General features: G+C 70.4%; 14 protein-coding genes. 12 read left to right on the forward strand and 2 right to left on the reverse strand.

What is annotated here, in order from left to right; all coding sequences use genetic code 11:
- Positions 1-82 precede the first annotated feature (82 nt).
- The 6 genes from D7Y04_RS01945 (at position 83) to D7Y04_RS01970 (ending at position 13951) form a co-directional block, all read left to right on the forward strand.
- Positions 83-3898 carry a bifunctional serine/threonine-protein kinase/formylglycine-generating enzyme family protein gene (locus D7Y04_RS01945; RefSeq protein ID WP_121758133.1) on the forward strand — a complete coding sequence of 1272 codons (3816 nt, stop codon included), beginning with the start codon at positions 83-85 and terminating at the stop codon, positions 3896-3898.
- Positions 3899-4084: 186 nt separating this feature from the next.
- On the forward strand, positions 4085-5050 hold the full coding sequence (locus D7Y04_RS01950; protein ID WP_199749596.1) for an ADYC domain-containing protein: 966 nt from the start codon (positions 4085-4087) through the stop codon (positions 5048-5050).
- 257 nt (positions 5051-5307) lie between these two features.
- Positions 5308-7179, forward strand: a complete 1872-nt coding sequence (locus D7Y04_RS01955; protein WP_121758134.1) for a hypothetical protein — start codon at positions 5308-5310, stop codon at positions 7177-7179.
- A 332-nt stretch (positions 7180-7511) separates the two neighbouring features.
- Positions 7512-8711 (forward strand): efflux RND transporter periplasmic adaptor subunit, encoded by a 1200-nt coding sequence (locus D7Y04_RS01960; protein ID WP_233601231.1) that lies wholly within the window; start codon positions 7512-7514, stop codon positions 8709-8711.
- A gap of 44 nt (positions 8712-8755) precedes the next feature.
- Positions 8756-11941 (forward strand): efflux RND transporter permease subunit, encoded by a 3186-nt coding sequence (locus D7Y04_RS01965; RefSeq protein ID WP_120595607.1) that lies wholly within the window; start codon positions 8756-8758, stop codon positions 11939-11941.
- 72 nt (positions 11942-12013) lie between these two features.
- On the forward strand, positions 12014-13951 hold the full coding sequence (locus tag D7Y04_RS01970; protein WP_199749597.1) for a 4-alpha-glucanotransferase: 1938 nt from the start codon (positions 12014-12016) through the stop codon (positions 13949-13951).
- A 42-nt stretch (positions 13952-13993) separates the two neighbouring features.
- On the opposite strand, the gene D7Y04_RS01975 is transcribed toward D7Y04_RS01970, so the two are convergent.
- Positions 13994-15109, reverse strand: coding sequence for a putative glycolipid-binding domain-containing protein (locus D7Y04_RS01975; protein ID WP_120595608.1), 1116 nt, complete (start codon positions 15107-15109; stop codon positions 13994-13996).
- Between the two features lie 48 nt (positions 15110-15157).
- Here D7Y04_RS01975 and D7Y04_RS01980 point away from each other — a divergent pair, with 48 nt between their 5' ends.
- Positions 15158-16021: an AraC family transcriptional regulator gene (locus D7Y04_RS01980; RefSeq protein WP_121758135.1), complete on the forward strand. Its 864-nt coding sequence runs from the start codon at positions 15158-15160 to the stop codon at positions 16019-16021.
- Between the two features lie 76 nt (positions 16022-16097).
- A complete protein-coding gene (locus D7Y04_RS01985) occupies positions 16098-16505 on the forward strand; it encodes a hypothetical protein (protein ID WP_120595610.1) in 408 nt (135 codons plus the stop codon).
- Positions 16506-16521: 16 nt separating this feature from the next.
- On the opposite strand, the gene D7Y04_RS01990 is transcribed toward D7Y04_RS01985, so the two are convergent.
- Positions 16522-17205, reverse strand: coding sequence for a hypothetical protein (locus D7Y04_RS01990; protein ID WP_233601232.1), 684 nt, complete (start codon positions 17203-17205; stop codon positions 16522-16524).
- A gap of 162 nt (positions 17206-17367) precedes the next feature.
- Here D7Y04_RS01990 and D7Y04_RS01995 point away from each other — a divergent pair, with 162 nt between their 5' ends.
- From D7Y04_RS01995 to D7Y04_RS02010, 4 genes are all read left to right on the forward strand, one after another.
- Positions 17368-18663, forward strand: a complete 1296-nt coding sequence (locus tag D7Y04_RS01995) for a pyridoxal phosphate-dependent aminotransferase (protein WP_120595612.1) — start codon at positions 17368-17370, stop codon at positions 18661-18663.
- A gap of 68 nt (positions 18664-18731) precedes the next feature.
- Positions 18732-20018: an NTP/NDP exchange transporter gene (locus D7Y04_RS02000; protein WP_120595613.1), complete on the forward strand. Its 1287-nt coding sequence runs from the start codon at positions 18732-18734 to the stop codon at positions 20016-20018.
- Positions 20015-21172, forward strand: coding sequence for an NAD-dependent epimerase/dehydratase family protein (locus D7Y04_RS02005; protein WP_120595614.1), 1158 nt, complete (start codon positions 20015-20017; stop codon positions 21170-21172). Before D7Y04_RS02000 ends, D7Y04_RS02005 begins: the two co-directional genes overlap by 4 nt.
- Positions 21173-21315: 143 nt before the next feature.
- Positions 21316-22650, forward strand: a complete 1335-nt coding sequence (locus tag D7Y04_RS02010) for an NAD(P)/FAD-dependent oxidoreductase (RefSeq protein WP_121758136.1) — start codon at positions 21316-21318, stop codon at positions 22648-22650.
- Positions 22651-22760: the final 110 nt, after the last annotated feature.

Consider the following 22760-nt stretch of genomic DNA (forward strand, 5'->3'; position numbering starts at 1 on the left):
TCGGGTGCGGTACCCTGCGCCGGGACGGGCTCCCGCGGGCCCCCCGGTTGACCCCTGGACGCGGGAAACGTAGGCAACCCTGGTGGGCTCTCCCGCCTCGTCTTCTCCACCTGACGCGTGGACTCCTCCCGAGGAGTTCGACGAATACCGCATCGTGCGGCCGCTCGGACGGGGACGCACGGGCCGGGTGTACCTGGCGCACGACACGCTCCTGGAGCGCCCCGTCGCGGTGAAGTTCATCCCGTCGCTGGGCTCCAACGCGCTGGCGCGCTTCCTGGTGGAGGCTCGCGCCGCCGCCCGCATCCAGCACCCCAACGTCGTCACCCTGTACCGGGTGGGACAGCTGGAGGATCAGCCGTACCTCATCTCGGAGTTCATCCGGGGCGTCAGCCTGGACCGGCTGGCCCGGCCCGTGTCCTGGGAGCGTGCGCTGGGCATCGGGCGGGACCTGGCCCGGGGCCTGGGCGCCGCGCACCGCCGGGGTGTGCTCCACCGCGACATCAAGCCCGGTAACGCCGTCCTCACGGAGAGCGGCGAAGTGAAGCTGCTCGACTTCGGCCTGGCCAAGCTGCTCGACCGTGCCGAAGCCAGCGAGCCCACCCCACCTCGCGCGCCCCTGCCGCCGCCGGAGCTGCCCGCGGATTGGGATCCGGAAGCCAGCCCCGCGCTCGGCGCCCGTTCGCTGGACGGTGTCTTCCTGCCGTCCCTTCCGCGCGGCGCGCTGGTGGGCACGCCCTACTACATGTCCCCGGAGGCCTGGGCCGGCGAGGAGCTCACCGCGCGCAGCGACGTGTACTCGCTGGGCGTCGTGCTCTACGAGCTGTGCGCGGGCCGGGGCCCCTTCCGCGACGTGCCCTGGCGCGAGCTGTCCGAGGCCGTGCGCACCCGCGACGTGCGCCCCCTCCAGGAGGTGGCCTCGTCAGTGGACCCGGGCTTCGCCGCCGCCATCGACAAGTGCCTGAAGCGCGACCCGGCCCAGCGCCACGCGTCCGCCGCGCAGCTGCTCGACGCGCTGGAGGCGCTGACGCGCGAGGAGCTTCCGGCCGTCATTCCAGAGGGCAATCCCTACCGTGGCCTCCGCGCCTTCGAGGCCGAGCACCGCGGCCTCTTCTTCGGCCGCCGCCGCGAGCAGCGCGCCGTGCTGGAGCGGCTCAAGGCGGAGGCCTTCCTGCTGATGACGGGCGACTCCGGCGTGGGCAAGTCGTCCCTGTGCCTCGCGGGCATCCTCCCCGCCGTGGCGGACGGCGCGCTGGAGGACGGCCGTCGCTGGCGCACCACCCGGCTCGTGCCCGGACGCAGGCCTGTGTCCGCGCTCGCCGTGGCGCTCGCTCCGGTGCTGGAGGTTGAAGAGGAGCCGCTCGCGGAGACGCTGCGCCAGGACCCCACGTCGCTCGGCCGCAGGCTGCGCGCGAAGCTGGGCACGCAGGGCGGACTGCTCGTCTACATGGACCAGCTGGAGGAGCTGGTGACGCTGTCTCCGCCGGAGGAGGCCGCGCTCGCCGGGGCCGCACTGGGGTCGCTCACGGAGGCGGCCGGGGGACTGCGGCTGCTCGCCACCGGCCGCAGCGACTTCCTCACCCGCCTCACCGCCGTGCCCGGCCTGGGCCCGGAGGTGCCGCACGCGCTGTACCTCCTGCGCGCGCTCACTCCGGAGGAGACTCGCGAGGCCATCGTCGGCCCCGCGCGCGTGAAGGGCGTGCGCTTCGAGTCCGAGAACGTGGTGGACGCGCTCGTCGCCTCCACGGCGGCCTCCGACGGCGGCCTGCCGCTGCTCCAGTTCGCGCTGGCGGAGCTGTGGGACGCTCGCGACGAGTCCCGCGGCGTGATGACCCAGGCGGCGCTGGACTCGCTGGGCGGCGTGTCTGGTGCGCTCGCCCGGCATGCCGATGCCGCGGTGGCCCGCCTGTTGCCCGACCAGCGCTCGGCGGCGCGCGGCGTGATGCTGCGCCTGGTGACGGCGGATGGCACCCGTGCGCGCAAGACGGACCGCGAGCTGGTGGGCGATGACCCTCGCTACCGCGCCGCTCTAGAGGCCCTGGTGCGCGCGCGCCTGCTCGTGGCGCGCGAAGGCGAGGGCGGCACCGCGTACGAACTGGCCCATGAAGCGCTCCTCACCGGGTGGGCCACGCTGGCTCGCTGGCTGGTGGAGGCGGGCGAGCGCCGCGAGGTACAGGCCCGCCTGGAGGCCGCCGCCGCGCAGTGGGAGCGCCTGGGCCATGCGCGCGAGTCACTCTGGGGGCCTCGCCAGCTGGCGGAGACGGAGCTCCTGGAGCCGTCCGAGCTCACCCAGCGCGAGCAGTCCTTCCTCAGCACCTCGCGCAGCACGGGCGTGCGCAGCCGTCGCCTGAAGGTGGGCCTGGTGCTGGGCTTCCTCGCGTCGCTGGGGCTCGTGTACGCGGGCCTGCAGTGGCGCGAGCGCCGCATCCTCGACGTGCGCGTGCGTGGCGAGCTGGCCTCGGCCGGGTCGGAGTTGGAGGCCGTGCGCCGTGAACGCGACGCGCTCCATGCCGAGCGCGCGGAGGCCTTCCAGCTCTACGACACCGGCCACAAGGCGGACGGGGACCGGAGCTGGGCGAAGGTGGCGGGACACTCCGGACAGCTGTCCCACCACTTCGATGCCGTGGCGGATCAGCTGGAGCGCGCGCTGGCGCTGGCCCCCACGCGCACCGACGTGCGCGACGCGCTGGCGGACTTCCTCTACGAGCGCGCCCTGTGGGCCGAAAGCGAGCGCGAGCCCGTGCTGCCCGCGCTGCTCCAGCGCCTGCGCCTCTACGACCCCGACGGTGTGCGCTGGAATCGCTGGAACACGCCCGCGCACCTGTCCCTCCAGGTGGACTCGCCCGGCGCCTCCGCGGAGCTGCGCCCCATCTCACGCGAGGCCGCGGGTCCGGAGGTCGTGGGCGAGCCCCTGCCTCCCCCGGGCGCGCTCCCCTGGGCCAACCTCCCCGTGCCTCCGGGGAACTACCAGCTCACCGTGCGCGCACCGGGCCACGAGGCGTCGGTGCAGCCGCTGCTGCTGACGCGCGGGGAGTCTCGGAACGTCGTCCTGCCGCTCGTCCGCGTGGGTTCGCTCCCGCCGGGGTTCGTGTACGTGCCCCCGGGCGACGTGCGCTTCGGCAGCGCCGCCGAGTCCAGCGTGCGCGACTTCTTCAACGCCACCCCGCTGCACACCGTGCCCGTGCAGGGCTTCCTCATCGCCCGCCACGAGACGACGTACGCGGACTGGCTCCAGTACCTGGCGGCCCTGCCCGCGGAGGAGCGCGCCTCGCGCCTGCCCCGCGTGGGCACGGGCGGCTACGCCGGAGGCCTGGCGCTGGAGCCGGACGGCAATGGCTGGCGCCTTCGCTTCCAACCCGGCGGCGTGCGCTACACGGCGCGGACGGGCGAGCCTGTGCGGTACGCCCGGCGCTCACAGCGCACGGAGCAGGACTGGCGCCAGTTCCCCGTCAGCGGCATCAACTTCGCGGACGCGGAGGCCTACGTGACGTGGCTGTCCACGTCCGGCCAGGTGCCGGGGGCGCGGTTGTGCTCGGAGCTGGAGTGGGAGCGCGCCGCGCGCGGCGTGGACGGCCGCGAGTATCCCCACGGCAACCGGCTGGGTTCGGACGAGGCCAACGTGGACGTCACCTACGGCAAGGACCCGGGCGGCTTCGGCCCGGACGTCGTGGGCAGCCACCCCTCGTCGCGCAGCCCCTTCGGCGCGGACGACATGGCCGGCAACGTCTGGGAGTGGACCCGCTCGTGGCTGGAGCCCGGCCGCCCGGTGGCTCGCGGCGGCAGCTTCACCTTCAACGTGACGAGCGCGCGGTCCTCCAACCGCGAACTGCCAGAGGCCTCACTGCGCGACGTCACGGTGGGCCTGCGCGTATGCGCGGACGCGCCCGTGTCCGGCGGTTGAGCGCCACCGGACACTGAAACCCCCGGGAACCGCTGGCATTGCCCTGGGGTCTGCTCCAACTGGAAGCCACTGGACGCTGCAAGTGCCCGGATGGGCCTCGTGTGGTTGCCGCTCCCGCACACCGGACTGACCTTGTGCCCTGTAACGCGGTGCGGGTCGGGGTCGGGGCAGGGAAGGGGCATCCAGATGAGGACGTTGCAGCGAGTGTTCGCGGCGTGTCTCGCCGTCGTGGCGGTGGGCTGTGGCACGGAATCGTCGGAGCCCGAGGCTCCCTCCCTGCGCACGCAGGTGGCGGAGGTCGTCTCTCCCAATGGGCGCAACCTCAATGGACGCAACCTCAACGGCCGCAACCTGAACAACGACGAGCTGGGCGGCATGCTGGTGTCCGTGGCGTACTCGGGCGCTACCTCCACCTCCGGCAAGGCGCTGACCAACGTGCGGTTGCAGGGCTCGGCCTTCGTCGGCCTGGACGGCCCCAACCCCGTGACGGGCATGGGCTTCAACGGCGCCCGCTTCGTCGGCAAGCTGGGCGATGGCTCCACCCTGCCCGTGCGCGTGGATGGCATCTCCCAGGGCAGCGGCGTCGACAGCGACCTGTGGTCCTACCAGGTCTCCTACCAGGGCTCGGACGGCAGCTGGCGCTCCGTGTGCCAGGACGCGAACGGTGGGTCGCTCTCCGCCATCGCCGTGGCCGGCCGCTGGAACTACCTCCAGGGCGTGGCGGGCGGCGGCGAGAAGATTGAGGACGCCACTGCCTTCACCTTCGCCTGCGAGGGCGCCGCCATCGCGAAGTGCATGCACTTTGGTTACAAGCCCTGGGCCACCGTCAACGGCCAGAGCCTCGCGGGTCACCACCAGGCCTGCACCCGCATGGTGCGCGCGGACTTCTGCGGCGACGGCGCGTCGCACACCACCGATGGCCAGTGGGTCAACCTCTACGACGGCGTGGGCGTCCAGACGGACACCGAGTCCTGGAGCACGGAGGCCGAGTGGAACGAGGCCGGCGCTCGCTGCTTCACCTCGGAGACCCGCGCCCACGCGCCCGTGACGTGCTCGGGCTTCAACCCCATCCCTGACTGCGGCAGCACCAGCCACTTCCAGTCCGGCACCCGCCTCATCAGCGAGTCGCCCTACGGGGTCAGCGGCTTGTAGCCTCACCGGCTACAGCAATCCCAGACTTGTAACGGACTAGGTTACAAAATCTGGAAGTCGATGAAAGTCAGTGTTTCATGTTATGAGAACGCTCCATTCGCCTCCGCGTCGCAAGGACCGGAGGGGCATGGGGCGTTTTCCGCATTCACGGAGGGGGACGGAACCGGTGTGTCCGGGGTTCCGCGCACGGTGAGGGGGAGGGCGCCCCATCGCGAGGCTGTCGTCGCGGTCACCCCGTCGTGAGTGGAGCACATCCCATGAAGACTGAGCTGTCCCTGCTGTGGAAGCATTCCCGGAAGCGTCTGCCGTTCGCGCTCCTGGCCTCGTCGCTGGCGGTGGGCTGTGGCCAGCCCGCCCCGGAGACGTCCGAAACTCCCGCGCCTTCCGCGCCCCAGGCGGACTCCTCCGCCCAGGCCGTGGACCCGTCCGGCAACCTGGAGGTGGCGCTCGGTACGACCCTGCAGGCCCTGGAGGGGGACGAGGCGCGCCCGGTGGTGGAGTCCCTCTTCGCGATTCCCCAGGGCGCGGCCAGCAAGTCCACGGCCACGGTGTTCCAGCTGCGGCTGAAGTCGAACCGCTTGGAGAACGAGGCGTTCCGCGGTGGGACGCTTTCGATGGCGGACGGCGCGCAGCAGCTGACGTTCCGCGACGACGGCCAGGGTGGCGACGCGGTGGCGGGGGACCTGCTGTTCACGGCCTCCGGCACGTTCGACTTCGTGGCGCTCCAGACCCAGCAGCAGCGCATTGCCCAGGCGCAGTCCCAGTCGCAGACGCAGCTGACCACGGCCGTGTTCGAGAACCGCCAGCTGGTGGCCACCGTGCCGGTGACGGCGCTGAGCACGCAGTTCCCGGTGGGCCAGCCCGTGCCCATCCAGCCCATTGGCCTGGCGTCGCTGGTGGACCCGGCGCGCTCGCTCATCATCCGCGCGCCCGGCGTCGTGAACGACACGACGCGCACGTATGACCCGTGCACCGGCGTGGGCAACCCGAACGGCAAGTGGACGTTCAACTACCTGATGACGGAGATGGCGAACCAGCCCTTCACGGGTGTGGCCCCCACCACCTTCGTGCGCGAGTGGCTGCGGCAGTGGGAGCAGCCGCGCACCATCAACGGCTTCGTGAACCCGCCGCGCACGTCCATCGCGGCGAACCTCATCGGGCCCTGGCCGAAGCTGTCCTCCGGTGAGCTGAACCTGGCGAGGTCGCCGTTCAAGCTCATCGCCATCGTGAACCGGCTGGACCTGGCCGGCAGCAACCCGGCCTACGGCGCGGGCAGCGCGGGCGAGGGCCGCTTCATCTTCGCGGCCACCACGGGCACGGGGTCGAGCTGCTACACGGTGCCCTTCCTGGTCATCCTGGAGTACGGGGTGGACAAGACCGGCTGCGTGAACATCAAGACCTACGCGCAGCAGTGGCAGGCCCTGTCCGGGCTGGCGCTGGGCAGCGCGTCGTACAACGCGGCGCTGGAGGCACTGACGGAGCAGTTCGCCAAGCGCGACCTGTCCCCGCGCAAGCCCAACCGCAGCTCCATCAACCAGGTGCGCACCAACGACGACTGGTTGGCCCACCCGTGGGAGCTGCGTGAGTTCCGCCTCTGGAACGGCTCCATCAACCCGAACTCGTACTCCACCACGCCGCCGCCGGCGCTGGGGCTGCTGAACAGCCACACCGTGGCCCAGACGCCGGACCGCACCCGGCAGACCTCGTTGTTCCCGGCCTACGTGAACGCCAACACGGGGCCCATCATCGCGGGCACGTACTCCGTCCCGCTGCTGACCAGCGGCACCTTCCGCTCGGGCCGCGCCCTGGTGACGAACCCCGTGGCCACCCCGCCGTTCTGGAGCCTGCCGGCGTCCGCCATCCCCAACCGCCAGGCGCGGCACGTCTTCTCGCTCAACACCTGCGACGGCTGCCACGGTGACGAACTGGGCACGAACTTCACCCACGTGAGCTGGACCGGCGCGCTGTCGCCGTTCCTCAGCGGCGCGCTCACCGTGCCGGACCGCGCGGACGGCACGCCCGTGCGCACCTTCAACGAGGTGCTGGCGCGCCAGACGTTCCTGGACCAGATGGCCAACCAGAGCTGCCTCACCACGGCGTTCGTGACCGCTGCGCCGAGCGTCCACTAAGCCTCGTCCGGATGTGAAGAAAGCGCGGCCTCCGTCCCCTCGCGTGGGGCGGAGGCCGTCGTCTTTCCAGCCACCGTCCGCATGCCTCCCCGCCTGTCAGGGGGACGGGCCGGGCGTGTTCCCCAGGTTCACGGGTGGCGGTGGCACGACTTCCCCGGCCGGGGGGGCGGCACCACGTTTACCCGGCCCCGGGGACCGCCCCCGGGTGGAACTCCAGGGCCAATGGCCCCTGGGGGCCGGGGAGGCAGGCCGTGGAACGCACCGAAGAGAGAGCGGGCCGTCGTGTCCGGCGCACGGGTTCACGGTGGGGAGCCGTACTTGCCGTTGTCTGGTTGGCTGGCGCATGCGGACAGCGCTCCGAGGAGGCCGCCGCACCCACCGCGCCAACGGTGGTGTCGCTGGGACCGGAGAACGTGGTGCGCGTGGAGCCCCAGAAGCTGGAGAACGGTCCCGTCATCTCCGGGACGCTCCAGGCGCGGCGGCTGGCCAGCGTCCGCGCGGAGGTGGGGGGCAGCATCCTGGACGTGATGGCGGACCAGGGCCAGACGGTGAAGGAGGGGCAGCCCCTGGCGCGCGTGGAGGAACACACGCTGCGCGAGCAGGTGCTGGCGGCCAGCTCCAGCCTGCGCGTGGCGCGCAATGCCTTGCAGGTGGCGAAGACGGATGAGCAGCGCAATCAAACCCTGGTCAAACAGGGCGTCATCACCCGCCGCGACTTCGAACGCACACAGCTCACGCGGACGCAGGCGGAGGGACAGCTGGCTCAGGCGCAGGCGCAGCTGAAGCTGGCGCAGGATCAGCTGTCGCGCACGAAGGTCTCCGCGCCCTTCACGGGCGTGGTGAGCGAGCGGCAGGTGAACGCGGGCGACATCGTCCAGCCGGGCGCGCCCCTCTTCGTCGTGGTGGACCCCGCGACGTTGCGGCTGGAGGCCTCCGTGCCCGCGGCGCAGCTGGGCCAGGTGAAGGTCGGAACGCCCGTGGCCTTCCGCGTGAACGGCTACGAGGACCGCGCCTTCAAGGGCGAGGTGGAGCGCATCAACCCGGCGGTGGACCCCGCCACGGGCCAGGTGCGCATCTACGTGGGCATCCCCAACAACGAGCAGACGCTGCTGTCCGGCCTGTTCGCGTTGGGGCGCGTGGCGTCCCAGTCGAAGGAGGCGCTGGCCGTGCCGGTGGACGCGCTCGACACGCGCCAGGAGCCGCCCACCGTGCAGCGCATCTCCAACGGCAAGGTGGAGGAGGTGGCGGTGACGCTGGGCCTGCGGGATGACGTGGCGCAGGCCGTGGAGGTGCGCTCGGGGTTGAAGGCCGGGGACGTGGTGCTGCTCGGCTCCGCGCGCGACCTGACCAACGGCACGCCCGTGAAGCTCACCGCCGCGCCGGAAGGGCCGAAGAAGCAGCGGCCGGTCTCTCCACCCGAAGCCCAGCAGGGCGTGGGCGGCGCGGGCAATGCGTCCGGCGGCAGTGGCCCCGTGCAGGCTCCGGCCGCGGCTGGGGCTCCGACGCCTCCGGCCCAGGCACCCGCGAAGTAGCGCCAGACGTCTCCACTTCTTGAGAAGCACCGCAGGAGTCGTCCGTGTTCATCTCCGACTTCGCCATCAAGCGCCCCATCATCACCATCACGGCGATGGTGGCGCTCGTCGTGTTCGGCATCGTGGCGCTCTTCAACCTGGAGACGGACGAGTTCCCGGACGTTCAGCAGCCGGTCATCAACGTCACCATCGCGTACCCAGGGGCTTCGCCCGACACGGTGGAGCGCGAGATTGTCGAGCCCATCGAGGACGCCATCTTCGCCATCTCCGGCGTGGACGGGAAGAAGACGACGTCCAGCTCCACGGACAGCCTGGCGAACTTCACGGTCTTCTTCGACTTCGAGAAGGACATCCAGGAGGCGTCCCAGGACATCCGCGACGCCATCTCCAGCAAGCGCGCGGACCTGCCGCAGGAGATGGAGGAGCCCATCCTCACGCGCTTCGATCCGGCGGACCAACCCATCGTGTCGCTGGTGCTGACGTCGGACGCGCTGGACGTGCCCGCGCTGTCGCTCATCGCGGATCCGCTGGTGGTGGGTGATTTGCGCTCGGTGCCGGGCGTGGCGCAGGCCACGGTGGTGGGCGGCGTGGACCGGGAGATGACGGTGCAGGTACGTCCTGCGGCGCTCCAGGCGGCGGGCCTGTCGGTGGCGCAGGTGGTGGCGGCGCTCCAGTCTCAGAACCTGGCGGCGCCGGTGGGCCGGCTCAACACCGAATTGCAGGAGCGCACCATCCGGCTCAAGGGCCGCCTGGAGACGCCGGAGGACTTCGCGCAGGTGCCCATCGCGGAGCGCAACGGACGCACGCTGCGGCTGGGCGAAGTGGCGGACGTGTTCGCCGGCACCGAGGAGCCGCGCACCCTGTCGCTCTACAACGGCGCGCAGGCGGTGGGCATCGAAGTCATCAAGTCCAAGGGCCACAGCACCACGGAGGTCGCGGACGGCGTGCGCGAGCGGGTGAAGATGCTCCAGCAGCGGCTGCCCGCCAACGCGAAGCTCGAAATCGTCCGCGACGCGGGCACGCGCGTGGAGAACTCCGTCATCAACGTGCAGCAGGCGCTGATTGAAGGCGCGCTGCTCACGGTGCTGGTGGTGTTCCTGTTCCTCAACTCGTGGCGCTCCACGGTGATTACGGGCCTGGCGCTGCCCGTGTCCGTGCTGGCGTCGTTCGTGAGCGTGTGGGCGTTTGGCTTCACGCTCAACACGATGTCGCTGTTGGGGCTGACGCTGGCCATCGGCATCCTCATCGACGACGCCATCGTGGTGCGCGAGAACATCGTGCGGCACGTGGAGATGGGGAAGGACCACTACACGGCGTCGCGCGAGGGCACCAACGAGATTGGCCTCGCGGTGGCGGCGACGACGTTCTCCATCGTGGCGGTGTTCGTCCCGGTGGCGTTCATGTACGGCGTAGCCGGTCAGTGGTTCAAACCGTTCGCGCTCACCATTGCGTGCTCGGTGCTGGTGTCGCTGTTCGTGAGCTTCTCGCTGGACCCCATGCTCAGTGCGTACTGGCCGGACCCGCAGGTGGAGAAGGGCGAGCGGCGCAACTTCATCTCGCGAGGGCTGGAGCGCTTCAACCACTGGTTCGACCGGCAGGCGGACCGCTACAAGAGCGTCATCGCGTGGGCGCTGGACCACCGGCTTGCGATGGTGCTGCTGGCGGTGGGCTCGCTGGTGGGCGCGGTGGCGCTGCAAGGCGTCTTCGGCGGCGCGGGCTTCGTGCCGGTGAGCGACCGCGCGGAGATCGAGATGCTGGTGGAGACGCCCGCGGGCTCCAGCCTGGACTACACGCGGCGCAAGGTGGAGGAGGTGTCCCGCCTCACGCGCCAGCACCCGGAGGTCGCGTACACGTACACGACCATCGGCGTGCCGCTGCCGCTGCGCTCGCCGGGTGTGGACCAGGCGCTGGTGTACGTGCGGCTCAAGCCGAAGACGGAGCGCAAGGCGAGCCAGGAGGTGCTGGGCAAGACGCTGCGCAAGGAATTGCTCTCGGTGGGCGGCGCGAATGTATCGGTGTTCACCAGCGGCTTCGGCGGGGCCATCAAGTCCATCCAGCTGGAGCTGCGCGGGCCGGAGTCCAAGGGGCTCAACCAGCTGGCGCAGCAGGTGATGAAGGAGGTGAAGCAGGTGCCGGGCGCGGTGGACGTGGGGCTGTCCACTCGCGGCGAGAAGCCGGAGCTGGAGGTGGAGCTGAACCGAGGTGTCGCGGGCCAGCTCAACGTGACGGTGGGCCAGGTGGCGCAGTCACTGCGGCCGGCCTTCGCGGGCCTGGACTCCGGCGACTGGGTGGACCCCATTGGCGAGACGCGCGACGTGATGGTGCGCCTGGCGCCCCAGTTCCGGGAGAACCCGTCCCAGCTGTCGCAGCTGCCGCTGGTGGTGGGCACCAGCGCCACGGGCGCGCCGGTGGTGGTGCCGCTGGGGCAGGTGGCGTCGGTGAAGCAGACGGTGGGCCCGGCGCAGATCGATCACCTGAACCGCGAGAAGGTCATCAACGTGCAGGCGAACGTGGCGGGACGGTCGCTGTCGGAGGTGATGAACGGCATCCAGACGCGGCTCGAGGCGGTGAAGGTGCCTCCGGGCTACGAGGTGTCCACGGGCGGCGAGTCCGCGGATCAACAGGAGGTGTTCGGCCGGGTGTTCCTGGCGCTGGGTGTGGCGGTGATGTTGATGTACCTCATCCTCGTCATCCAGTTCGGCTCGTTCATCGATCCACTGGCCATCCTGGTGTCGCTGCCACTGTCTTTGATTGGCGTGGTGTTGGCGCTGGTGGTGACGGGGGACACGCTGAACATCATGAGCCTCATCGGCGTCATCCTGCTGATGGGCATCGTCGCGAAGAACGCCATCCTGCTCATCGACTTCGCCAAGTGGCAGCACGAGAAGGGCATGCCATTGCGCGAGGCGCTGATTGAAGCGGGGCGCATCCGCTTGCGGCCCATCATCATGACCACCTTCGCGCTCATCGCGGGCATGGTGCCGGTGGCGCTGGGACACGGTGAGGGTGGCGACTTCCGGGCGCCGCTGGGCCGCGCGGTGATTGGCGGCGTCATCACGTCCACGCTGCTCACGCTGCTGGTGATTCCGACGGTGTATGAAATCCTGACGGACGGTCGCGCGTGGATGACGGGGAAGCTGCGCCGGGTGTTCAAGGCGCGCGGCCAGGCCCACGGGCCAGCGCACGGTGGCGGCGAGCCCCGGCCCCAGCCGCAGGCCCGGCAGGAGTGACGTGGAGAAGATGCTCGTGTCACCCTCAAGGAACGGTTGGCGCATCGCGCGGAGGGCCATAGGGTCGGGAGTGTGGAGCTCCTGTCCCCGCTGCCCGATTCGCACCGCTCGCTCGTCACCGAAGCCCTGGACGCACTGGGCGTCACCCGCTGGGTCCTGAGCATCCATGACCCCAGCTTCCCTGGCCTCCCCGGAGAGGACCTGGGGCGGGGCTCGCCGTACTCCGAGGGCGCCGCGCGCTTCCTCGCCTTCGCTCGGGACCTGGGCTTCACCGGCATCCAGCTGGGGCCGCAGGGGCAGACCACCGCGTACAACCCGTCGCCGTATGACGGCACTCTGTTCTCGCGCAACACGCTGAACGTGGCGCTCGCGCCGCTCACGGATCCGCATGGCCCCTGGGGCGCACTGTTGTCCGCGGACACCCTGGCCCGGCTCGTCTCCGAAGTGCCCGAGGACGTGGGTCCGGAGGCCCGGTACTCCTCCGCTTGCCGGGGTCAGGCGCTGGCGCTCCAGGAGGCGTGGGACACCTTCCGGCGCACCCGGGAGCCAGGGCTGGTCCGCCGCTTCGCGGACTTCCGTCTGGAGCAGCGGGAGTGGCTGGAACGGGATGCGCTCTTCGACGTGCTCGCCGCTAGGCATCACACGCCGGATGACTGGCGCGGTTGGGCGGATTCGTTGGATGGGCGCCTGTTCGCGCCGCGTGCTGGCGAAGAGGCGCAGGCGGAGGCGCGCATCCGGGAGTTGCTCACCGTCGAAGCCGATGCGGTGGAGCAGTACGCCTTCCGCCAGTTCCTCGTGTACGAGCAGCATGGGCTCTTGCGGATGCGCGCGGGGGCTTGGGGGCTCAAGCTGTACGGGGACCTCCAGATTGGTTTCTCGCCTCGGGACACGTGGGCGCGGCAGGGGCTGTTCCTCGGTGCGTACCTCATGGGGGCTCCGCCCAGCCGCACCAACCCGGAGGGCCAGCCGTGGAACTACCCGGTGCTGGATCCGGAGCAGTACGTCGCTCCGGACGGTTCGGGCCCCGGGCCGGTGCTGCGCTACATGGACGCGCGGCTGGGCAAGATGCTCTCCGAGTACGACGGGCTGCGCATCGACCATCCGCACGGGCTCGTGTGCCCTTGGGTGTACCGCGCGGGCTCGGCGGATCCGCTGCGCGCGGTGCAGGGTGGGGCGCGGCTGTTCTCGTCGCCGGACCTGCCCGACCACCCTGCGCTGGCGCGGTATTCCATCGTGGTTTCGGCGCAGCTGGACCGCTCGGTGCCGCGTTACGCGGATGGGTGGGTGAAGGGACTCACGGAGGAGCAGGTGGCTCGGTACGCCATCCTCTTCGACTCCGTGGTGCGCACTGCGCGGGCGCATGGCCGGGCCCGCGAGGACGTGCTGTGCGAGGTGCTGAGCACGCTGCCGTATGAGCTGTCACGGGTGATGGCCCGCGATGGTCTGGGCCGCTTCCGCGTCACGCAGAAGGCGGACCTGAACAACCCGGCGGACGTGTACCGCAGCGAGAACGTGGCCCCCGAGGACTGGGTGATGGTGGGCAACCACGACACGAAGTCGCTCTGGCGGCTGGTCTCCGAATGGCAGTGGAAGCACGCGCTGCGCGCCCAGGCGGACTACCTGGCGGAGCGTCTGCATCCCGAAGCGGAGGGACGTGAGGCCTTCGCGCGCCAGTTGGCGGAGGACCCGGGGCTGCTCGCGCAGGCGAAGTTCGCGGATCTGTTCGCCAGCCGTGCGCGCAGCGTGATGGTGTTCTTCGCGGACCTGCTGGGCATGCCGGACACGTACAACGCGCCGGGCTCCGTGGACGCACGCAACTGGTCGCTGCGCATCCCGACGGATTGGGCCGAGCACTACCAGCAGCGGCTGCGCATGGGCGCCGCGCTCAACCTGCCGCAGGTGCTCGCCATGGCACTGCGCGCGGGCGGAGCCGAGGCCCGAGCCCGTCACGCGGAGTTGCTGACCCGGCTGGACGCCGCCGCGGCCCGACTGCAAAGCGGCATGCGGTGAGTCGCGCCCGGCACGAACCTGTCCGACAGTCGGACAGGTTCTTCAGGTGATGCGCCGCATGTCGAAGCGTGACTGGAGCTTCCACTGACCGTCGGCTTCCTGGATCTCCCCGCGCCAGGTGAATCGGTCCGGGCCGATGTCGGAGAAGCTCCAGCGGATGGGCTTCCCGTGGTGCTCGCCCAGCAGGACGAGCCGGTCCCCATCCCGTCCTCCAGACAGCCGGTTGATGGCTCCACCCGTGGGACTGATCCAGGTGATCTGCCACTTGCCTCCAGCCTGGTCGAACGTGCGCACCGTGGTGCCGTAGCGCTTGTTCGCTCCGGGGCCTGACTGCGCGGGGGCGTGCCGCGACGGCACGATGAACACGTCCTGCAAGGCCCGTCCCTCCAGCACCCAGTGGAACCACCACTCGCCCTGGCTCTGGCGGATGCTCCCGTCAGGGTCATGGTCCTGGATGGTCCCGGCCCAGCCTCCCACCAACCAGCCGAAGGTGGCCGCCGCGTCGCCCAGCTCGCTCGAAGGGCCTGGACTCACCAGTGCCTCCACGAACGCCTGCGTCGAGGACACAGGGGCGGCGGGCCCTTCCGCGAGCCTGCGCCAGATGCCGGCGTATTCGATGGGCAGCCCGTCCGTGTCCACGTCGAGCATGGCGTTGAAGCCGCTCTCCAGGCTTTCGTAGCGGTAGCGCGTGGGGCCCGCGCGTGTGTAGCCCTGCCGTGCAGGCACGACCTCCAGCGCGGGAAACTTCACCCACGCCGCGCGGATCTCCGCGCTCGCACCTTCGCCCAGCCGCAGCCGGTTGATGGGCAGCGCATTGGTGGAGGGGCTCACGCCCAGGTCCACATCGGTGCAGCCCTTCAGCTCCTCCGCGACCCGGCCGTCCTTCCGCCAGTGGCCCTCTCCGTCATGCTCCAACGTGAGCGTCCGGTGCTCGCCGCGCCACGATTGCGTCACGCTCACCCGGCGCGTGCGCCACGCACTGTCACAGACGACCGAATACTCCGCCCTCAGCGGAGCACCCTGTTCCGCGACGAGGATCAAGCCGGAGAGCTCCGTGCCCTCCTGCCCGCGCCTCACGCGTGCATGCTCGAACCCCAGTTCATCCATCACGCGCCGCCAGATGAGCTCTCGCGTGACTGCCGTTGCCTCCGTCGCCATGATTCGGTCACCCCGTTGGATATGCGGGGCAGGATGGAAGGACGGACCTTGGCGGACTTGGGGAAAGTGGACCTGACCACGGTGCGCCGGCTGGCCTCCGGGGACGGATGGCGCGTGAGCGAGATCGTCTGCCGCTCCGGCCCCAAGGACCCTGTCTTCGAGGAACAGCACACCTGGGTGTCCGTCTCCGCCGTCCTGTCGGGGAGCTTCACCTACCGCTCCCGGAACGGACGCGTGCTGCTGACGCCCGGCTCGCTGCTGCTCGGAGAGCAGCACACGTCCTTCTGCTGCGGCCACGAGCACGGCGTGGGTGACCGTTGCATCGCCTTCCACTTCAAACCCGAGCTCATGGAAGAGGTGGCCAGGGACCTGTCGGGCGTGACGCGCACGGACTTTCCCAAGCACCGGCTGCCGCCCCTCCAACGGCTCGCACCGCTCATCGCGGACGTCCAGGCGCTGGCCGAGCAGCCGGGCTCGCGCGGCGCTGAGGAGCTGGCGCTGCGGATGGCGGGCGCGGCGCTGAGCGGCATCCACGAAGGGACAGCCCGGCCCATCACCGCCACCGAGGAGCGCCGCATGGCGGAAGCGCTCCGGCTGATGGAGGCCCGGCTCGTGGAGCCCCTCTCGCTGGGCGTGCTCGCGCAAGAGCTGGGCATGGGGCGCCACCCCTTCCTGCGCACCTTCCGCAAGGTGGTGGGAGAGAGTCCTTACAGCTACATCCTCGGCCGTCGCCTGACACTCGCCGCTGAACGCTTGCGGACGGACCGTGAGCGCATCGCGGACATCGCCTTCGCGTGTGGCTTTGGCGACCTGTCTGAATTTATCCGCCGCTTCCGAACCCGCTTCGGCGTCACGCCTTCCGCCTATCGTGCCCGTGCTCGACCCGGGTCTGCCCGGACAGAGCGGGTCTAACCAGTCTCCTTGGAAATCCCTGTTCTCGATGCTATCGGGGCTGCGCAATTTTTCATCTGTGTAAGGCAGGGACCGCGTGGCGAATCATCGTGAGTGGGAGTTCGGGGCGCATCGCGCGTACTTCGAGGTGCCGGACCTGTTGGTGATGAAGTTCAACGGGCCCTCGAAGCTGGAGGACTCGAAGAAGGTGCTGGAAATCTGTCAGGAGGTTTCGAAGAACGGACCGGTGTTCGTCATCTCCGACGTGTCCAACTCCAGCATCGAGAAGGACTCGCGCGAGCTGCTGGTCGCGCAGGCGAAGGCCGAGTGGTTCCGCGGCCACGTCTACCTGGGCACGGGCCCGCTCCAGCGTGCGGGCGCCAAGGCGCTGATGCTCGCCCTGTACTTCACCGGCAAGTGGACGGTGGACGTGGACTTCGCCGACTCGGAGAAGGACGCGCGCGACCTCATCGCGAAGAAGCGCGCCCAGCCGCCCAGGAAGTAGCCGCCTCCCTTGCGCCTCAGTGCTGGACGTCCAGCACGAGGCGCGTGGGGTCCTTCAGCTCCAGCACGCGGAACGGGGCGCGGCGCGCGGTGCCCAGCACCCACGTCACCTCGCCCTCGAAGTCGCACACGCGCTCCAGCCCCAGCAAGGTCGGCAGCGCGGGCTTGAGCGAGCGCTGCGCCACCGTGGCCTGCCCCTGGTCGTCGTGCGCCCGCGCCAGCGTGAAGCGCACCTCCAACGCGGCCTCTCCCGGCGTCTTCACGTCATTGCCGGAGCCGCACTGCTGCACCGGCGTCTTCACGTACCCCAGTTGGTAGCCCGGCAGGCGTGGCCCGTCGAACTCGAACACCGTGCGGTCGTAGTCCGCGTGCGTCCCCGTGCGCACCGAGCGCAGCGTGATGGACGGGGGCTCGCCGCGCGGCCTCTCCACCGTCGCCGTCGTCCACGCCGCGTCCGCCGCGCTCCCGGAGTCTGGCGCTGCTTCCGCCGCGGACGCCGGCTTGCCCGCGTCTTCCTTCACGTCCAGCACCTGGTGCACCACGGGGGCGGTGGCGGCCGGGCCCTCGCGCGGCAGGGTGTTGGCGGGCGGATTCGCGGCCGGTACGTCCATGGGGACGCTCTGGGGCTCCTGCTTCTGGCAGCCCTGGCCCAGCAGTCCCACCGCCACTCCCAGCACGTACAGCCCCTGTCGCAGACGCATCCGGTTCCTCCCGTCAAACCCCGTCAGCCGGGGACTTCCCGAGTCCTCGCACACCGCGTGCCCCAGGACCATGGAAGATGCGCCTTCCCGGCGCCGTTGCGTATAGGTTCCGCCGGGCCGCGTCCCCCCGGCCCCCCTTCGTGCACTGGAGAGATCCGCACCATGGCCATTGACCTGACCTCCCTCCCGCGTCCCTCTCGCGATGACACCACCGTGAGCAGCATGGTGCGTGGACTCGTGGGCAGTGAAATCCTCCGCATCGCCGCGGAGATTCGCGAGCTCGTGGCCAAGGGCAACAAGGTGTGCAACCTCACCGTGGGGGACTTCAACCCGAAGGAGTTCCCCATCCCGGACGGCCTGCGCGACCAGATTGGCGCCGCGCTCCAGGGCGGTGAGACGAACTACCCGCCGTCCGACGGCGTGCTGGACCTGCGCCAGGCCGTGCAGCGCTTCTACGAGCGCTCCCTGGGGCTGAAGTACCCGCTGGAGGGCATCACCATCGCGGGCGGCGCGCGGCCCGTCATCTACGCCATCTTCCGCGCGGTGCTCGACCCGGGGGACGTCGTCGTCTACCCGGTGCCGTCGTGGAACAACAACCACTACGCCCACATGCTGGGCGCGAAGAGCGTGGTGGTGACCACCGAGGCATCGGCGGGCTTCATGCCCACGCTGGCGCAGCTGGAGCCGCACCTGTCGTCCGCGCGCCTGCTCTGCCTGTGCAGCCCGCTCAACCCCACCGGCACCATGCTGGACCCGGAGGCCCTGCGCGCCATCTGCCAGCGCATCGTCGAGGAGAACCGCGCGCGCGAGGGCCGCGGCCAGAAGCCTCTCATCCTGATGTACGACCACATCTACTGGGTGCTGACCTTCGGCAAGAAGCACGTCACGCCCGTGGAGCTGGTGCCGGAGATGGCGCCGTACACCGTGTTCGTGGACGGCATCAGCAAGGCCTTCGCCGCCACCGGCGTGCGCGTGGGCTGGGGCGTGGGCGCGCCCACCATCATCTCCCGCATGCGCGACGTGCTGGGCCACGTGGGCGCCTGGGCCCCCAAGGCCGAACAGGTCGCCACCGCGCGCTACCTGGACGACGTCCCCGCCACCGAGTCCTTCCTGACGACGATGCGCCAGCGCGTCGACCAGCGCCTGGAGGCCCTCTACAAGGGCTTCCAGCGCATGAAGGACGCGGGCCTGCCGGTGGACGCCATCGCGCCGCAGGGCGCCATCTACCTCACCGTGCGCTTCGACGTGGTGGGCAAGGATGGCCTCGCCACCAACGACGCCATCCGCAAGCGCCTGTTGGAGAAGGCCCGCTTCGCCGTGGTGCCCTTCCAGGCGTTCGGCCTGGCGGAGGACACCGGCTGGTTCCGCCTCTCCGTGGGCGCCACCTCCGTCGCCGAAATCGAGGAGGCGATGCCTCGCGTGGAGGCCACCGTGCGTGAAATCCTCACGGCCCGGTAGCCACTTTCCTCCACAGGCTGGCAGGCAGGGAATACCCTGCCAGCCGTGGCGTTGAGGGCGCCGCCATCATGCTCAAGCGCTTCGTGGATGTCCGTGACGAGGAGGTAGGCGCGGTCCTCGGGGCGTTCGTCTACTTCTTCACGCTGATGTGCGGCTACGCCATCCTGCGGCCCATCCGCAACGAGATGGGCACCGCCGGGGACGTGAAGCACCTGCCCTGGCTCTTCACCGTCACCTTCGGGGTGATGCTGCTGGCGGTGCCGGCCTTCTCCGCGCTGGTGGCGCGCTACCCCCGGCGGGTGGTGGTGCCGCGCGTCTACCGCTTCTTCCTCCTCAACCTGCTGGTCTTCTTCGCGCTGCTCAAATGGGGCGTGGCGAAGGAGTCCGTGGCGCGCGCCTTCTATGTCTGGCTGAGCGTCTACAACCTGTTCGTCGTCTCCATCTTCTGGAGCTTCATGGCGGACGTGTTCGCCAGCGACCAGGGCAAGCGGCTCTTCGGCTTCATCGCCGCGGGCGGCACCACGGGGATGATTGTCGGCCCGTTCCTGGTGGGGCGGCTGGCGGAGCCGGTGGGGCCGGTGAACCTCATCCTCGTGTCCGCGGTGATGCTGGAGGTGAGCGCGCAGTGCGTGCGCCGCCTGGGCCACTGGGCGAGGGACGTGCAGCACCAGCCCGCCACGCGCGAGGGCCCGGTGGGCGGCGGGATGCTCGCGGGCTTGAGGCTCCTGGTGACGTCGCCGTTCCTGCTCGCGCTGGGGATGCAGGTGCTGCTGTACGCGGCGACCTCCACGTTCCTGTACTACCAGGAGGTGCAACTCGTTGCGTCCCTGGCGAAGGACGCGGCGTCGCGCACGGCGGCGTTCGCGGACATCGACTTCTGGGTGCAGGTGCTGACGCTGGCCATCCAGACGCTCGTCACCGGGCGGGTCATCTCGCGTCTGGGATTGGGCGTGGCCATGGCGGTGGCGCCGGTGCTCACGCTGGTGGGCTTTGGGGTGCTCGCGTTCGCGCCGGTGCTGACGGTGCTCATCGCCGTGAAGTCGCTGCGGGGTGCGAGTCATTACGCGCTGGAGCGCCCGTCGCGCGAAATCCTGTTCACCACGGTGGACCGCGAGGCCCGCTACAAGTCCAAGAGCTTCATCGACACGGTGGTGTACCGCGGCAGTGACACGCTGAGCGCGTGGCTGCAGGGCGGGCTCACCGCGTTGGGCCTGGGCATGACGGGCCTGTCGCTGGCGGCCGTGCCCGTGGCCGCGCTGTGGCTCGTGGTGGCCCTGTACCTGGCGCGTCAGCAACGCACGCGCGCCGCTGAAACCCTTCCGCAGACGACCCTTTCTGGAGGAACCACGGCATGAAGCTGACCCGAAGAGGCGTGATTCAAGCAGCGGCCGCGCTGGGCGCGGTCCAGGTGTTGGGCTGTGCGTCGTCCCCCAAGGCGGGCCCAGGTGATGACAAGGACAACGCTCCGGGCAAGCCCCTGAACATCCTCATCCTGGGCGGCACCCGGTTCCTGGGCCCCGCGCTGGTGCAGGTGGCGCAGGCGCGCGGCCACACGCTCACGCTCTTCAACCGTGGCAAGTCCAACCCGGGCCTGTTCCCGGACGTGGAGAAGCTCCAGGGCGACCGAGACCCCGACAAGGGCGAGGGCCTGAAGGCGCTGGCGGGCCGCAAGTGGGACGCGGTCATCGACACGTCCGGCTACGTGCCGCGCATCGTGAAGGCGTCCGCGGAGCTGCTCGCGCCCAACGTGGAGCAGTACGTCTTCATCTCCAGCATCTCCGTCTACAAGGAGATGACGAAGAGCAACCTCAACGAGTCCGACGCCGTGGGCACCATCCCCGACGAGACGACGGAGGAGGTGGGCGAGACGAGCTACGGCCCGCTCAAGGCGCTCTGCGAGAAGGCCGCGGAGACCGCGCTGCCCGGCCGCACGCTCAACATCCGCCCCGGCCTCATCGTGGGCCCGGATGACGGCTCCGACCGCTTCACCTATTGGCCGCTGCGCGTGGCGAAGGGCGGCGAGGTGCTGGCTCCCGGCGACGGCGAGGACCCGGTGCAGGTCATCGACGCACGCGACCTGGCCGCGTTCATCATCCGGAACGTGGAGCGCCGCAGCACGGGCATCTTCAACGTCACCGGCCCGGTCCAGCCCATGAAGATGAAGGGCATGCTGGAGACCCTGCGCGAGGCGACCGGCAGCGATGCGCGCTTCACCTGGGTGGACAGCGCGTTCCTGGATCAGCAGAAGGTGACGGCCTTCGGGGACATGCCCGCGTGGGTGCCGCGCACCGGTCCGGAGGGCGGCATCGGCGCGGTGAGCATCACCAAGGCCACGCAGGCGGGGCTCGTCACCCGGTCGCTCGCGGACACCGTGCGCGACACGCTGACCTGGTTCCACGCGCTGCCGGCGGACCGCCAGGAGAAGTTGCGCGCAGGCCTGTCCGCCGAGCGCGAGAAGGAAGTGCTCGCCGCCTGGCACCAGGCGAAGGGCACCGCCAAGGCGGGCTGATCCGCAGCGGTTGGATTCCGGGTGCCCGGCCGTGGAGCGGCCGGGCATCCAGCCACGAGCCGCCGGGCAGGCGATGCTGGCCGGGCGCGTCATGCGTCCGCACCTTGTCCGCCATGGAACGCGTTCGGGACAGCAGGCATCACGTGGTCATCGTGGGGGCGGGCTTCGGCGGGCTTCAGGCCGCGAAGGCTCTGGGCAAGGCTCGCGACGTGCGGGTGACGGTGGTGGACCGCTACAACCACCACCTCTTCCAGCCGCTGCTGTACCAGGTGGCGACGGCGGTGCTGAACCCGTCGGACATCTCCGCGCCCATCCGCACCGTGCTGCAATCGCGCAACACGGAGGTGCTGCTCGCGGACGCGAAGTCGGTGGACCCGCGCCGCAAGGTGCTCGTCGTGGAGGGCGGGGAGATTCCCTACGACTCGCTGGTGCTGGCCACGGGCGCGTCCCACTCGTACTTCAAGCATCCGGAGTGGGCGGAGGTGGCGCCCGGCCTGAAGACGTTGGAGGACGCGGTGCGCATCCGCGAGCGCGTGCTGGCGGCCTTCGAGGCCGCGGAGCGCGAGTCCGACCCGGTGCGCCAGCGTCAGTGGATGACCTTCGTCATCATCGGCGCGGGGCCCACGGGCGTGGAGCTGGCGGGAGCGCTCTCGTACATGACGCGGCATGCGATGCCGAAGGACTTCCGGCGCATCGACACGCGCGAGGCGCGGGTGATTCTGCTGGAGGGCCTGCCGCGCGTGTTGAACACCTATCCGGAGGAGCTGTCGGAGCGGGCGAAGCGCGACCTGGAGGAGCTGCACGTCGACGTGCGCACCGGGGCCATGGTGACGGACATCGACGCGGAGGGCGTCACGTTCGGGGACGAGCGCATCGCCACGCGCACGGTGCTGTGGGGGGCGGGGGTGGCGGCGTCGCCGCTGGTGCGCTCGCTGGAGGTGCCGCTGGACCGCGCGGGGCGGGTGCAGGTGACGCCGCTGCTCACGGCGCCGGGCTTGAGTGATGTGTATGTGATTGGCGATGTGGCGGCGGTGGAGCAGCACGGCAAGCCGGTGCCGGGCATCGCGCCGGCGGCGATGCAGATGGGACGGCACGTGGCGAAGACCATCCGCTGCCGCCTGGCGAACAAACCGCTGCGCGCGTTCCGCTACCACGACAAGGGCAGCTTCGCGGTGATTGGCCGCGGCTACGCGGTGGGGTTGCTCTTCGACAAGTGGCGCATGTCGGGGTTCCCCGCGTGGTGCGTCTGGGCGGGCGTGCACATCGCCTACCTCATCGGCTTCCGCAACCGCGCCTCCGTGATGCTCAACTGGGCCTACACCTTCTTCACCAAGGGCGGCCGGGACATGCGGCTCATCACGGGCAACGTGCTGAAGCGCATGCCCGCCCTGGCGGTGTCCCTCCAGGCACCCGCCGTGTCTCCTGCGCCTCCTGCTCGCCCGGAACTCCCGGCGTCGCGGCCTGCGCCGGTGCACTGACGAGACCTGGGACGTGGTGAGAGAGTCGCCCCGGTGCCTGCTGGCGCCGGGGCGATTTCCGTTTTGATCGGACCCATCGTTTCTTCTGGCGCGCTCGTTGGCCCCCTGGT

The organism is Corallococcus sp. AB038B (genome assembly GCF_003668955.1).
GTDB classification, from domain to species: Bacteria; Myxococcota; Myxococcia; order Myxococcales; family Myxococcaceae; genus Corallococcus; species Corallococcus exiguus.